Raw genomic sequence first — 13,465 nt, 5'->3', positions numbered from 1 at the left:
GGCCCTCTCAGTACCGGTCGATCGGCGGCGGTGTGGGCGCCGGCTCCCCGGACAGGCCCAGGGTCGCGTCGTAGGCCTTCTTCCAGTCGCCGTTCTGCTCGTTCTGCGCCAGCGCGTCGTCCAGGGCCAGGCGCAGCACGGTGTCGTTCTTCGGGGTGCCGATCCCGTACGGCTCCTGGGAGAACAGCGGGCCGACCACCTTGAGCTCGTCCGGCGCCTTGGCCGCGTAGCCCAGCAGGATCGCGTTGTCCGTGGTGACGGCGTCGACCTGGCCGGTGATCAGGTTGTCCACGCAGGCCGAGTAGGTGTCGTAGCCGATCAGCTTCGCCTTCGGGAACTGCGACTGGATGCGCTGGTACGGGGTCGAGCCGGCCGCCGAGCAGACCTTCTTGCCGTCCAGGTCCTGCGGGCCGTGGATGGTGTTGTCGTTCCTGCGCACCAGCAGCGACTGCCCGGCGACGAAGTACGGTCCGGCGAAGCCGACCAGCTTCTTCCGGTTGTCGTTGATGGTGTAGGTGCCGACGTAGAAGTCCACCTGGCCGTTCTGCAGCGCGGTCTCGCGGTTGGCCGAGGCGATGGTCTTGAACTCGATCCGGTCCGGCGCGAAGCCGAGGTAGGCGCCGACCATCTTGGCGATCTCGATGTCGAAGCCGGAGTACACGCCGGTGGCCGGGTTCTTCTCGCCCAGGTACGGCTGGTCCTCCTTGGCGCCGACCACCAGGTGTCCCCGGCTCCGGGCGGCGTCCAGGGTCGGCGAGCCGGTGATGGAGGCGGCGTCGCGCACCTGGTAGCTGGGCAGCGCGCTCGCCTGCGGGCCCTTGGGCGGCGGGGTGCCGGGCTTGCCGCAGCCGGCGGCCAGCCCGGCGAGCAGCAGGACGACGGCGAGCGCCGTCCGGCCCCGGGCGGCGGTGGTCTTCCTCGTCACGGCGCCGCCTCAGTGCTTCAGGATCTTGGACAGGAAGTCCCGGGCGCGCTCACTCTCCGGAGCGTTGAAGAAGTCCTCCGGGGCGCGGTCCTCGACGATCCGGCCGTCGGCCATGAAGACCACCCGGTTGGCGGAGGCCCGGGCGAAGCCCATCTCGTGGGTGACCACGACCATCGTCATGCCCTCGTGGGCGAGCTGGCGCATGACGTCCAGCACCTCGTTGATCATCTCGGGGTCGAGCGCCGAGGTCGGCTCGTCGAACAGCAGCGCCTTCGGGTCCATCGCCAGCGCCCGGGCGATCGCCACCCGCTGCTGCTGGCCACCGGAGAGCTGGGCCGGGTACTTGTCGGCGTGCGCCTCCAGCCCGACCCGCTCCAACAGGGCGCGGGACTTGGCGTCCGCCTCCGCCCGGGGCCGGCCGCGGACCTTGATCTGCGCGAGCGAGACGTTCTGCAGCACGGTCTTGTGCGCGAACAGGTTGAAGGACTGGAACACCATGCCGACCTCGGCGCGCAGCCGGGCCAGCCCCTTGCCCTCCTCGGGCAGCGGCTCGCCGTCGATCAGGATGGTGCCGTCCTCGATCGGCTCCAGGCGGTTGATCGCCCGGCAGAGCGTCGACTTGCCGGAGCCGGACGGTCCGATGACCACGACGACCTCGCCGCGGCCCACGGTCAGCTCGATGTCCTGGAGGACGTGCAGGTCCCCGAAGTGCTTGTTGACGCCGCGCACCTCGATCAGCGGCGTGAAGGCCGACGGCCCCGCCTGGGCCGGCCCGGGAGCGCTGGTCACCGGCCGCGACGCCCCTTCAGCAGCCAGCCCAGCGCGCCGCCGGCGAGCAGCGTGGCGAGCAGTGCGATCCAGAGCGGCGCGGTGACGGTGAACACCCAGAACTGGATCTTCACCCTGTCGAGGTTCGCGAACAGGAACCACACGGCGAGGACGACGAGGACGCCGATCCCGATGTACCGGGTGGGGATCCCAGCGATCTCGCTGCGTTTGGAGCCGGACGAGCCGTCCGAAATCTTGGTCACCGGAGCAGTCTGCGGGCCGGGGATCCGATTTGCCCGGTTACACGCCCTGATGGGCGAGGGAGTAACCCGCACGGGGCAATCCGGCCCCGTGCGGGTTTGAAATGCCGTACGGATCAACGGCGCCGTACGGGTTCGACGGCGCCGGCCCGCTACCGCTCGTCCCGCCAGGAGCGCCAGAGCGCCGCGTACGGGCCGCCGGCCGCGACCAGCTCCGGGTGGCTGCCGTACTCGCTGATCCGGCCGCCCTCGACCACCGCGATCACGTCCGCGTCGTGCGCGGTGTGCAGCCGGTGGGCGATGGCGATCACCGTGCGGCCCTCCAGCACCCGGGCGAGCGAGCGCTCCAGGTGCCGGGCGGCGCGCGGGTCCAGCAGCGAGGTGGCCTCGTCCAGCACCAGGGTGTGCGGATCGGCCAGCACCAGCCGGGCCAGCGCCAGTTGCTGGGCCTGCGGCGGGGTCAGCGCGGTGCCGCCGGAGCCGACCTCGGTGTCGAGGCCGTGCGGCAGCGCGTCCACCCAGCCGCCGGCGTCCACCGCGTCCAGCGCGGAGCGCAGTTCGGTGTCCTCGGCCCCGGGCGCGGCCAGCCGCAGGTTGTCCCGCAGGGTGCCGACGAAGACGTGGTGCTCCTGGTTCACCAGGGCGACCTCCGCCCGCACCCGCTCGGCCGGCATCCGCGCCAGCGCCGCCCCGCCGAGCGTCACGCTGCCGTGCCCGGGGGCGTAGATCCCGGCCAGCAGCCGCCCCAGCGTGGACTTGCCCGCCCCGGACGGCCCGACCAGCGCGACCCGGCTGCCCGGCGCGACGTCCAGGCTGATGCCGTGCAGGACGTCGGCGCCCTCGCGGTAGCCGAACCGGACGTCCCGGGCCTCGACCCGACGGCCGTCCGGGTGGCTGGACTCGTCGCCCTCGTGCTCCGGCACCTCGCGGACGCCGACCAGCCGAGCCAGTGAGGCCTGGCCGATCTGCAGCTCGTCGTACCAGCGCAGGATCAGGTCGACCGGGCCGGTCAGCATCTGCGCGTACAGCACTCCTGTGGTCAACTGGCCGACGGTGATCCACCCCTTGAGGGTGAACAGCCCGCCGAGCACCAGGGTGGCCAGCACCGCCGAGGAGTAGACCGCGTCGATGGTCGGGAACCAGACCGAGCGCAGCCACAGGGTGTAGCGCTCCCAGGCGAGCCACTCGCCCAGCTTGCGGTCCGTCAGGGCGATCCGCTGGTCGCCCAGGCGCAGCGCCTCCACCGTCCGCCCGGCGTCCACCGTCTCGGCCAGCACGGTGTTCACCGCGGCGTACCCGGCCGACTCGTTGCGGTAGGACTGCGGCGCGCGCTTGAAGTACCAGCGGGAGCTGACCAGCAGCAGCGGCAGGCCGATCAGCGAGGTGAGCGCGAGCAGCGGCGAGGTGACCAGCAGGGCGCCGATCACCAGCAGCAACGACACGATGGCGACGGCGAGTTCGGGCACGGCCTCGCGCACCGACTTGTCCAGCCGGTCGACGTCCGTGGTGCCCCGGGAGACCAGGTCCCCGGTGCCGGCCCGCTCCAGCACGCCGGTGGGCAGCGCGACCGAGCGGACCAGGAAGTCCTCGCGCAGGTCGGCCAGCACCCGCTCGCCGAGGACGGCACCGCGCATCCGGGACCAGCCGGTGAAGGCGGACTGCACCACCAGCGCCAGCAGGTACCAGCCGACCGCGACCGCGATGGTGGCCTCGGCGGTTCCGGTGGCCAGCGACTCGACCAGGCTGCCGAGCACCCAGGGGCCGACCAGCCCGGCCACGGTGGCCACCGAGTGCAGCGACACCACCGCGGAGAACCCTCGGCGGTGGCGCCGGGCGAGCAGGCGCAGGTAGGCGCGCACGGCGGCCGGTGAGCCGACCGGCAGGGTGGTGGCCGGCCCCTGCTCCTCATGGACGGGGGGCTTCATGGCGTGCTCCTCAGGTATGCGGCGGGTCGGGCGGGGCGGACGGCGCGGGTGCCCACGCGGCCGCTCATACCGGCTCCCCCACCGGTGCCGGCTCCTCTTCGCGGGTGACCACGGCCCGGTAGGCCGGCTCGGTCCGCATCAGGTCGCGGTGCCGCCCGGCCACGGCCACCCGGCCGTCGCGCAGCAGCACCACCCGGTCGGCCTGGTCGAGCAGCAGCGGGCTGGTCGCGAAGACCACGGTGGTGCGCCCCGCCCGGGTGTCCCGCAGTCCGGTGGCGATCCTGGACTCGGTGTGGGCGTCCACCGCGCTGGTCGGCTCGTCCAGGACGAGGACCGGCGGGTCGGCCAGCAGCGCGCGGGCCAGGGCGAGCCGCTGGCGCTGCCCGCCGGACAGCGAGCGCCCGCGCTCGGTGATCCGGGCGAGCATCGCGTCGCCCGCACACTCCGGCGAGCCGTCCACCAGGGCCTCCAGCACGTCGTCGGACCGGGCGGCGGCCAGCGCCTCGGCCACCGAGACCCGCCCCGAGGACGGGATGTCGAACAGCCCGGCCAGGGTGCCGGAGAGCAGCACCGGCTCCTTGTCGTGGACCAGCACCGCCGCCCTGGCCTCGGCCAGCGGCACCGCGTCCAGCTCCGTCCCGCCGAGCCGGACGGAGGGCTGCTCCGGCTCGTCCTCGGCGGCCGGGACGTGCCCGCCGAGCCGCCCGGCGAGCGCCCCTGCGAAGTCCGGGTCCCCGCAGACGACCGCGGTCAGCTCCCCGGCCCGCGCGGTCAGCCCGGTCGCCGGGTCGAACAGGTCGGCGTTCCCCGGCTTGTTCAGCGAGGCCTCGGCCACGCCGCTGGTGCGGCTGAGCGAGAGCACCCGGACGGCGCGCCCGGCGGAGACCCGGGCGACGCTCCAGGCGTGCGCGGCCTCCCCGAGGATCCGCAGCGGCGCCGCGAGGAAGGCGGTGGCGCCGTACACGGCGATCAGGGTGCCGACGGCGAGCTCGCCCGCGGCCGCCTGCCGGGCGCCGTACCACGTCACCCCGATCACGAACAGGCCCGGCAGCAGGACCTGTTGGGCCTGCATCAGCGACCAGATCCGGGCCGATCGGACGGCCGCGGCCCGGACCTTCTGGGAGGCGGCCCGGTACCGGTCGAGGAACAGTTCCTCGCCGCCGATGCCGCGCAGCACCCGCAGCCCCGCCACGGTGTCGGCGGCCAGCTCGGTGGCCTTGCCGCCGAGCGTGCGCTGCTGCTCGTACCGCCGCTCGAACGGCCCGATCAGCGGCCAGACGGCGGCCGCCAGCACCGGGACGCCGAGCAGCACCCCGACCCCGAGCACCGGTTCGACGACCAGCACGGCCGAGCTGACGGCCAGCCAGACGATCACCGCGGCCCGGACCCGGGCGACGAGTTCGACGTACCAGCCGATCCGCTCGACGTCCCCGCTGCCGACCGCGACGACCTCTCCGGTGGCGATCCGGCGGGACAACCCGGCGCCCAGGTGAGAGGCCTGCCGGGCCACCAGCTGCTTCACGTGGCACGCCGCGTGGATCCAGTTCCAGATCGCCTGCCGGTGCAGCAGCACAGCACCGAGCGCGGACAGCACGGCGAGCGCCACCGCGAGGGCGCCGGCCCGCCAGATCCCGGCGGCCTCGCCGTCGACAGCGGCCTGCACGCCCCACCCGAGCGCTATCGGCAGCGCCGCCTGGCCGCCCATCTCCAACAGCGCCCAGCAGGTGGCGAGCACCTGCCCGCGCCGCTGGCCGCGCTGGAGCCAGCGCAGGAAGGCCGGGGGTGAGGAGAGATCGGGACTACCGGGGTCGGCCAACGGCAGGGGGGTGAGCAGCATGACACTCCGATACAGGAGGGTGCGGGACGGTGCTGGAGGTCCTGGAGGGTGCGAGCAGGCGTGAGCGGGCACGCCGGGAGAAGGTCACGAGCCGGAGGCACGGGTCTCGCGGCACCGCAGGCCCGGCTCGCGCGAACAGCGGAAGACGGGCGGCGGCGGGCGACAGCGCGGCGCCTCGCCCGGCGGCATCGGCGCGTCCGGGGCGGCACCGAACGGGACCGCCGGACGGGACGGCCGGACGGGGGCGGGAAGGGCACGAAGGGCCCGGATCTCAGGAGGTCATGGCCACGAGCCTGCCAACCCCGATGTGATCTGCGCAACAGGTTTTTTCTCCGCCCGGCCCCCGGATCCCCGCCGGAGCGGGCCTCCGGCCCCGCAAGATTCCCCCGAACGGCGGGAACAATCCCGCCCGGGTCCCAGTTGCCCCCTTCTGGAATCAGACGGACAACCAGGAGGGCACCCCTTCCCGTGAGCAACATCCCCAACGTCACGCTGAACGACGGCGCGCAGATCCCGCAGCTCGGATTCGGCGTGTGGCAGGTCCCGGACGACGAGGCCACGGCCGCCGTCCGCACCGCGATCGAGGCGGGCTACCGCTCCATCGACACCGCGGCCATCTACGAGAACGAGGCCGGCACCGGCCAGGCGATCACCGAGGCCCTGGCCGGCGGCGTCGCCCGCGAGGACCTCTACATCACCACCAAGCTGTGGAACTCGGGCACCCGCGACTGGTCCGGCGAGCAGGGTCGCGACGCCGTCCTGCGCGAGTTCGACGCGTCGCTGGCCAAGCTCGGTCTCGACTACGTCGACCTCTACCTGATCCACTGGCCGCGCCCGAAGCACGGCAGCTACCTGAACGTCTGGAAGGCCTTCGAGCAGCTGAAGGCGGACGGCCGGGTCAAGTCGGTCGGCGTCTCCAACTTCGGGCCCGAGCAGCTCACCCGACTGCTCGACGAGACCTCGGTCGTCCCGGTGCTGAACCAGGTCGAGCTGCACCCGTACTTCCCGCAGACCGAGCTGCGCGCCTTCCACGCTCAGCACGGCATCGCCACCGAGGCCTGGAGCCCGCTGGGCCAGGGCAAGGAGCTGCTCGCCGAGCCGGTGCTGGCGAAGATCGCCGAGAAGCACGGCCGCACGGTCGCCCAGGTGGTGCTCCGCTGGCACCTGCAGAGCGGCGTGATCGCGATCCCGAAGTCGGTCACCCCCGCCCGCATCCGGGAGAACCTGGACGTCGCCGGCTTCGAGCTGGACGCCGAGGACCTCGCCGCGATCGCCGGTGTCGCCACCGGCACGCGGATCGGTCCGGACCCGCAGGAGTTCGACTGGAACTGACGGCACCCGCCGTCCGACTTCTCTGACGAGCGGTCATGTCGAACGACCGCCCACCCCTGCAGGGGTGGGCGGTCTTCGGTGTGCCACGATCCGCCGACGCCGACGAGCAGCGGCCTCCGGCACCTCAGGCCACCAGCACCTTGAGCCGTCAACGCCTCAAGCCCTCAACACACCAGGCCTTCCGTACGTTGGCGAATCGTTTTGGCTGGCGCTCAAAGGATCCCTCTAGAGCCGCGCCGCCTTGCCGAGGAGCGCCAGCGCGGGCCCGTGCTCACTCTCGTCCAGCGGGGCGAGCAGCAGCCGCTGGACCTCGGCCACGCCGGCCGTCGAACGGTGCAGCAGGTCCTGGCCCGCCGGCGAGAGCGACAGCAGGTTGCGGCGCCCGTCCGAGGGGTCGCGCCGGCGCTGCACCAGACCACGGCGCACCAGCCGGCTCACCATCTCGGCCATCGTCGCCTTGTCCAGCGAGGCCAGCTCACCGACCGTGCGCTGGTCGGCGCCCGGTTCCAGTTCAAGCGCGTCCAGCACCGCGTACTGCGGAGCCGTCAGCTCCGCACCTACGTGCTCCGACCAGAGTTTGGTGTGCACCTGCTGGCCCACCCTGATCAGGTAGCCGATCGCCCGCTGCGCGTCCAGTGTCGGCCGCGCGTCGGAGAACACGGCGACCGCGGCGGGCTCCAGCCTGGCTATCTTGGCCATCACCCGCACGATCTCCACCTGCTCCTCCGCCGTCAGCGGCTCGAACAGGGTGCGCTGCACGCGGACCACACCGCCGGTGGCCTCACGCACCGCCTGGGCACCGCTCTGCGAGAGAGCGAGCAGTTTTCGCCGGCCGTCGGCCGGGTCACGCCTTCGCAGCACCAAGCCGCGGCGGACCAGCCGCGCGACCATCTCCGCCATCGTCGCCTTGTCCAGCGAGGCTCGCTCGCCGACCGTCCGCTGGTCGGCACCCGGTTCGAGGGCCAGGACCAGCAGGACGGCGAACTGCGGAGCCGTGAGATCGGCTCCGACATGCTCGGACCACAGCCTGGTGTGAACCTGCTGTGCAACGCGAATCAGGTGTCCGGGCGACTGTTGCAGTCGCGCGGACACGCGGGTCGTCGGGATCTCCCCCAGCACCATGTATCCGTCCCGATGTCACACCCGGTGTGTGTGGGACACCCGGGTGGGGCAGTAACGGCGAGTGGGCGTCCAGCTATGAGGGAGGGCGCTCCAGCCGTGCAGCCGGTGGCTGCTGGCGGACACTATACAAACGGCGGGCCCTTGCTGGCAGGCAGGGGCGGATAGTAGACGCAGGTTCGGCAACATTGGCATATTTACGCGCCCGCCACGCCCTCTCGGTAACCCGTTCTCAGTAGAAAGCCGACCGGTCGGTCCTTACCGACCGTCACCCGCGACTCTCCGACCCTGTTCGCCCTCCCTACTCGCGGGTAGGGTGTGGCCACCCTCCCCGGGGCGCTCCCCGCGGAGACCACCCCGAGAGAGACGAGAGCGAGCATGACCGAGCAGAGCACCGCCCCCCGGGTCGCCGTCGTCACCGGCGCCGCCCGCGGCCTGGGTGCCGCCACCGCCGTGCAACTGGCCTCCGACGGCTACGCCGTGGCCGTCCTCGACCTGGACGAGACCGCCGGGAAGGACACCGTCGACCGGATCACCGCGGCCGGCGGCCGGGCCCTGGCCGTGGGCGCCGACGTCTCGGACGCCGACCAGGTGCAGGCCGCCGTCGACCGGGTGGCCGCCGAGCTCGGCGCCCCCGTCGTGCTGGTCAACAACGCGGGCGTGCTCCGCGACAACCTGCTCTTCAAGATGTCCGAGTCCGACTGGGACACGGTCATGAACGTCCACCTGCGCGGGGCCTTCCTGATGACCCGCGCGGTGCAGAAGCACATGGTGGACGCCGGTTTCGGCCGCATCGTCAACCTGTCCTCCTCGTCCGCCCAGGGCAACCGCGGCCAGGCCAACTACTCGGCCGCCAAGGCCGGTCTGCAAGGCTTCACCAAGACTTTGGCCATTGAGCTGGGCAAGTTCGGCATCACCGCCAACGCCGTGGCCCCCGGCTTCATCGCCACCGACATGACCGCGGCCACCGCCGCCCGGGTCGGCATGGACTTCGAAGACTTCAAGCGGGCTGCGGCCTCCCAGATCCCGGTCCAGCGGGTCGGTCTGCCTGAGGACGTCGCCCACACCATCTCCTTCCTCGCGAGCGAGGGCGCCGGCTTCGTCTCCGGGCAGGTGATCTACGTCGCGGGCGGCCCCCTCGACTGAGCACGGAACCTACACAGGGTTACCACGGAGTGGGAAGCCGGCCGCGCCGGCCTCCCACTCCGTTTTCTTTACCGGGGCTTTTGCAGAATCATTCGAACACCACACTGGCATTCGATCCGAGAATCGCGGAAATCACTCCCCGGGCGGACCTCTCCCCGCCAATTGTCGATTTCACGGGAAAATGACAAATCCCTCCGGAATAGCCCCGGCCGGATGGGTAAGGTCACCCCCGTGCAAGCCCCGAGTACCCCCGCGCCCTATCCGAACCAGGGGCCGGAGCAGCTCACCACCACCCACCGCGAGCGCCCGAGCCCCGAACGAGCCCACCGCCGCGAGCCCGGCTGGCCGCCGATGGGCCGCCGACAGGCCGCCCTGCTCGCCGTGACCTGCGTCGCCTACCTGCTGGTCCTGGCCGGTGTCCTGCTCAACACCGCCCTGGTCGACCTCGACTGGTCGGTCCGGCTGTTCCGCCCCTACGAACGCTGGCCCAGCCTGGAACCGCTGCTCGACACCTGGGTGGTCGCCGGGCAACGCGGCCCCTCCGCCATCGCCGCCTTCGTCTGGCTCGGCTGGCGCGCGCACCGGCTGGGGCGGCTGCGCCCGCTGCTGGTGATGGCCGTCGCGCTGCTGCTGCTCAACGTCACGGTCGGCGCGGTCAAGATCGTCACCGGCCGGCTCGGCCCGCACTACGCCCAGTACGTCGGCTCGCCCGAACTGTTCTCCGGCGGCACCATCTTCCCGTCCGGTCACACCGCCAACGCGGTCGTCACCTGGGGCGTGCTCGCCTACCTCGCGGTCCGCTGGCGGCGCACCGGCGCGGTGATCGCCGCCGCCACCGCCTGCTCGATCGGCCTGACCACGCTCTACCTGGGCACCCACTGGGTCACCGACGTGCTAGCCGGCTGGGCCGCCGGACTGCTGGTCCTGCTCTCGCTGCCGCTGCTGGAGCCGCTGGTCGTCGCCGCCGAACAGCGGTTGGCCCGGCGGCCGGGCCACTGAGCCCGCACGCCACGACCACCGCGACCACCGGCCACCCCGACCACCGGAAAGGTCGAGCACCGGGAGGGCGGCCCTACCCCTCCCAGCTGCGCTCGACCACGCCGTCGCGCACCGCGAGGTTGAGCCGGCCCTCACGGTGGTCCATGGTCACCATCGCCCCCGGCTCCAGCACCCGGACCGAGGCCCAGCCGTGCCGCCGGGCCAGCTCCCGGGCCCGTTCGATCCGCAGCCCCGCGTAGCCCTCGGCGTCCGCCGCCGCGTCCGACCCCGTCATCGCGTCTCCCCCGCTCTCCCCCACGGACGTACGCTGGAATCGTAGCCCCCACCCGCGCGGCCCGGAGGTGAACGGCGATGCGCACCACCACTCCGCGACGGCCGTGGCGCAGCGGCACCGAGCCGGCCACCGCCCGCAGCGACCTCAAGCTCCGCTACCTGCTGTCGCTCACCTTCACGCCGCTGTTCGCGCTCGCGACGGCGGGCTTCGCGATCTGGGCGGCGGCCTCCCCCGCCGACGGCGCCCCCAGCCGGGGGACCCTCACCGGCTTCGCCATCGCCTGCGGTCTGCTCACCCTGTTCGCCACTGTCGATCTCGTCGTGGTCATCCGGCGCCGCCGGACCGAGCTCTGACACGGTGTCTCCCACGGAGTGGGAAGTCGGCCCGGCCGACTTCCCACTCCCGCAACACTCCCGCACCGCCGCCGAGCACCCGCCCAGGACCGGCTCGGAACGGGCTCAGGACCAGCTCAGCGACTGCCGATCGCCTGCTTCACCAGCGTCCGCCCGAAGTCCCACATCAGCCCGCTCCCCCGGTGCGCGTCATCCATGATGTCGGTGAAGGCGTCCACGAACCGGTCGACGTCGCGCTCCGTGATGATCAGCGGCGGGATCAGCTTGATCACCTCCAGGTGGTCCCCGGACACCTGGGTCAGGATCCGGTGCCGCTGGAGCAGCGGGACGACCACCATCTGGGCGAACAGCCCCTTGCGCGCCGCTTGCAGGGCCGTCCAGCCGGTGCGCAGCTTGAGCGACTTGGGTCGGCCGAACTCGATGCCGATCATCAGACCCCGGCCGCGCACCTCGGCGAGCAGCTCGTACCGGTCGACCAGCGCGGCCAGCCGCTCGCGCAACTGATCGCCGACCTGACGCGCGTTCTCCACCACCTTCTCCTCGCGCATCACCTCCAGGGTCGCCAGTCCGGCCGCCATCGCCTGGGCGTTGGCACCGAAGCTGGCCGAGTGCACCAGCACCCGGTCCATCGAGGAGTACACCTTCTCGAAGATCCAGCTCTTGCCGAGCGTCGCCCCGACCGGCACGTAGCCGCCGGAGAGCGCCTTGGCCGCGCAGACCAGGTCGGGCAGCACACCCTCCTCGTGCTGGTAGGCGAAGAACTCGCCGGTACGGCCGATCCCGGTCTGCACCTCGTCGCAGATCAGCAGCGCCCTGTGCTCGTGCAGCAGGGCCTGCGCGGCACGCAGCCAGCCGGGCGGCGGCGCCAGGACGCCCTTGCCCTGGATCGGCTCGACGATCAGGGCGGCGACGTCGCCGCGCTTCAGCTCCCTGGCCAGCGCGCCGAGGTCGCCGAGCGGGATGGCGGTGTCCGGCAGCAGCGGGTCGAAGCCCTTGCGGAAACCGCTCTCCCCGTTGACGGAGAGCGAGCCGGTGGTCAGCCCGTGGAAGGCGTGGTCGGCATACAGGACGCGCCTGCGGCCGGTGGCGTACCGGGCGAACTTGAGCGCGGTCTCCACCGCCTCGGTGCCGCTGTTGCCGAAGAACACCCGGTCCAGCCCGGGCGCGTACGAGAGCAGTCGCTCGGCGAGCAGCCCGGGCAGCGGCGAGCAGTCGAAGCGGACCAGGTCCGGCAGGTCGAGGTCCATCACCTGCTGGATCGCCGACCGCACGACCGGGTGGTGGCGGCCCAGCGCGAAGATGCCGAAGCCGGCCAGCATGTCGAGGTACTCGTTGCCCTCGGCGTCGTAGAAGTACGGGCCCTTGGCGCGCTCGTAGTACTTGTCGAAGCCGATGGTGTGCAGCATCCGCGGCAGCTGCGGGTTGAGGTGGCGGCCGTGCAGCTCGTACCGCTCGGCGCCGCGTTCGGCGATCAGCGCGGCGAGGTCGAAGCTGGCGGCGGTGCGGTCGGGGTCAGCCGGCATGGCGCTGGTTCGCTCCTCGGTTCGGTAGCAGGTTCTTGGCGAAGACGGCGGTCTGGGCGGCGACTCCGGTGCCGGTCAGGCCGGTCTCCTCCAGGATCTCCCCGCGCGCGGCGTGGCCGAGGAACTCCTGCGGCAGGCCGAGCACCCGCACCGGCACGTCCACGTCGGCGTCGCGCAGCGCCTGGGCGACGGCGGCGCCGACGCCACCGGTGCGGCCGTTGTCCTCGACGGTGACGACCAGCCGGTGGGCGGCGGCCAGTTCCGGCAGGGCCGGGTCGACCGGTTTGACCCAGCGGGGGTCGACGACGGTCGCGGTGAAGCCCTCGGCGAGCAGCAGCCGGGCGGCGTCCAGGCAGGCGGCGGCGGTGGTGCCGACCGCGACCAGGAGGATCTCCGACGGCCGGCCGGTGCGCAGCAGGACGTCCATCCCGCCGATCCGTTCGACGGCCGGCACGGCGGGCCCGATGGTGGCCTTGGGGAAGCGGACCACGGTGGGGGCGTCCTCGACCTCGACGGCCTCGCGCAGCTGGGCCCGCAGCTGTTCGGCGTCGCGCGGGGCGGCGAGCCTGAGGCCCGGGACGACCTGGAGGATCGACATGTCCCACATGCCGTTGTGCGAGGCGCCGTCGGTGCCGGTGACCCCGGAGCGGTCGAGGACGAAGGTGACGCCGAGCCGGTGCAGGGCGACGTCCATCAGGACCTGGTCGAAGGCCCTGTTCAGGAAGGTCGCGTAGACGGCGACGACCGGGTGCAGGCCGCCGGTGGCGAGGCCGGCGGCGGAGGTGACGGCATGCTGCTCGGCGATGCCGACGTCGAAGGTGCGCTCCGGGAAGGCCTTGGCGAAGCGGGCCAGGCCGACCGGTTGGAGCATCGCCGCGGTGATCGCCACCAGGTCGGGCCGCTCGGCGCCGCCTGCGGCCTTGGCGTGGCGGTAGCCGCGCAGGGCCGCTGCGAAGGCGGGGGTGGTGCGGGCGACGTCGGCGAGGCGGGACTCCATGAGCGCG

13 protein-coding genes are annotated in these 13,465 nt (G+C 72.6%); 4 read left to right on the top strand and 9 right to left on the bottom strand.

What is annotated here, in order from left to right; all coding sequences use genetic code 11:
• Positions 1-7: 7 nt before the first annotated feature.
• The 5 genes from AB0R04_RS32655 to AB0R04_RS32635 form a co-directional block, all read right to left on the bottom strand.
• Positions 8-925: a glutamate ABC transporter substrate-binding protein gene (locus AB0R04_RS32655; RefSeq protein ID WP_363377232.1), complete on the bottom strand. Its 918-nt coding sequence runs from the start codon at positions 923-925 to the stop codon at positions 8-10.
• 9 nt (positions 926-934) lie between these two features.
• Positions 935-1,663, bottom strand: coding sequence for an amino acid ABC transporter ATP-binding protein (locus AB0R04_RS32650; protein ID WP_063351563.1), 729 nt, complete (start codon positions 1,661-1,663; stop codon positions 935-937).
• A gap of 47 nt (positions 1,664-1,710) precedes the next feature.
• Positions 1,711-1,956 carry a LapA family protein gene (locus AB0R04_RS32645; protein WP_363377231.1) on the bottom strand — a complete coding sequence of 82 codons (246 nt, stop codon included), beginning with the start codon at positions 1,954-1,956 and terminating at the stop codon, positions 1,711-1,713.
• A gap of 149 nt (positions 1,957-2,105) precedes the next feature.
• A complete protein-coding gene (locus AB0R04_RS32640) occupies positions 2,106-3,878 on the bottom strand; it encodes an ABC transporter ATP-binding protein (protein ID WP_363377230.1) in 1,773 nt (590 codons plus the stop codon).
• Between the two features lie 64 nt (positions 3,879-3,942).
• Positions 3,943-5,715, bottom strand: coding sequence for an ABC transporter ATP-binding protein (locus AB0R04_RS32635; protein ID WP_363377229.1), 1,773 nt, complete (start codon positions 5,713-5,715; stop codon positions 3,943-3,945).
• A 468-nt stretch (positions 5,716-6,183) separates the two neighbouring features.
• On the opposite strand from AB0R04_RS32635, the gene AB0R04_RS32630 reads away from it, so the two are divergent.
• Positions 6,184-7,047, top strand: a complete 864-nt coding sequence (locus AB0R04_RS32630) for an aldo/keto reductase (protein ID WP_363377228.1) — start codon at positions 6,184-6,186, stop codon at positions 7,045-7,047.
• 225 nt (positions 7,048-7,272) lie between these two features.
• Here the strand turns inward: AB0R04_RS32630 and AB0R04_RS32625 are convergent, their stop codons facing one another.
• Positions 7,273-8,169 (bottom strand): MarR family transcriptional regulator, encoded by an 897-nt coding sequence (locus AB0R04_RS32625; RefSeq protein ID WP_363377227.1) that lies wholly within the window; start codon positions 8,167-8,169, stop codon positions 7,273-7,275.
• Between the two features lie 375 nt (positions 8,170-8,544).
• Here AB0R04_RS32625 and fabG point away from each other — a divergent pair, with 375 nt between their 5' ends.
• Together fabG and AB0R04_RS32615 are read left to right on the top strand one after the other, a co-directional pair.
• Positions 8,545-9,312: a 3-oxoacyl-ACP reductase FabG gene (gene fabG / locus AB0R04_RS32620; protein ID WP_063350105.1), complete on the top strand. Its 768-nt coding sequence runs from the start codon at positions 8,545-8,547 to the stop codon at positions 9,310-9,312.
• A 231-nt stretch (positions 9,313-9,543) separates the two neighbouring features.
• Positions 9,544-10,311 (top strand): phosphatase PAP2 family protein, encoded by a 768-nt coding sequence (locus tag AB0R04_RS32615; RefSeq protein WP_363377226.1) that lies wholly within the window; start codon positions 9,544-9,546, stop codon positions 10,309-10,311.
• Between the two features lie 73 nt (positions 10,312-10,384).
• Here AB0R04_RS32615 and AB0R04_RS32610 read toward each other — a convergent pair whose 3' ends face one another.
• The gene (locus AB0R04_RS32610; RefSeq protein WP_363377225.1) at positions 10,385-10,585 is read right to left on the bottom strand and encodes an I78 family peptidase inhibitor; all 201 of its coding nucleotides are present in this window, start codon (positions 10,583-10,585) and stop codon (positions 10,385-10,387) included.
• Positions 10,586-10,662: 77 nt separating this feature from the next.
• Between AB0R04_RS32610 and AB0R04_RS32605 the strand changes: the two genes are divergently transcribed.
• Positions 10,663-10,938, top strand: coding sequence for a DUF6343 family protein (locus AB0R04_RS32605; RefSeq protein WP_363377224.1), 276 nt, complete (start codon positions 10,663-10,665; stop codon positions 10,936-10,938).
• Positions 10,939-11,054: 116 nt separating this feature from the next.
• Here AB0R04_RS32605 and AB0R04_RS32600 read toward each other — a convergent pair whose 3' ends face one another.
• Both AB0R04_RS32600 and AB0R04_RS32595 read right to left on the bottom strand, forming a co-directional pair.
• Positions 11,055-12,461 (bottom strand): aspartate aminotransferase family protein, encoded by a 1,407-nt coding sequence (locus AB0R04_RS32600; RefSeq protein ID WP_363377223.1) that lies wholly within the window; start codon positions 12,459-12,461, stop codon positions 11,055-11,057.
• On the bottom strand, positions 12,451-13,465 hold a 1,015-nt coding region (locus AB0R04_RS32595; RefSeq protein ID WP_363377222.1), incomplete at its 5' end, for a transketolase C-terminal domain-containing protein. The genes AB0R04_RS32595 and AB0R04_RS32600, both read right to left, overlap by 11 nt.

The organism is Kitasatospora sp. NPDC056731 (genome assembly GCF_040687675.1).
GTDB lineage: Bacteria > Actinomycetota > Actinomycetes > Streptomycetales > Streptomycetaceae > Kitasatospora.
The sequence above is the reverse complement of the archived record's forward strand: the minus strand, read 5'-3'. Positions and strand labels throughout refer to the sequence as shown.

Coding starts and splice junctions, on each gene's coding strand:
- AB0R04_RS32640 (WP_363377230.1), bottom strand. CDS start 3,878: ATGAAGCCCCCCGTCCATGAGGAGCAGGGGCCGGCCACCACCCTGCCG.
- AB0R04_RS32635 (WP_363377229.1), bottom strand. CDS start 5,715: ATGCTGCTCACCCCCCTGCCGTTGGCCGACCCCGGTAGTCCCGATCTC.
- AB0R04_RS32610 (WP_363377225.1), bottom strand. CDS start 10,585: ATGACGGGGTCGGACGCGGCGGCGGACGCCGAGGGCTACGCGGGGCTG.
- AB0R04_RS32625 (WP_363377227.1), bottom strand. CDS start 8,169: ATGGTGCTGGGGGAGATCCCGACGACCCGCGTGTCCGCGCGACTGCAA.
- AB0R04_RS32600 (WP_363377223.1), bottom strand. CDS start 12,461: ATGCCGGCTGACCCCGACCGCACCGCCGCCAGCTTCGACCTCGCCGCG.
- AB0R04_RS32605 (WP_363377224.1), top strand. CDS start 10,663: ATGCGCACCACCACTCCGCGACGGCCGTGGCGCAGCGGCACCGAGCCG.
- fabG (WP_063350105.1), top strand. CDS start 8,545: ATGACCGAGCAGAGCACCGCCCCCCGGGTCGCCGTCGTCACCGGCGCC.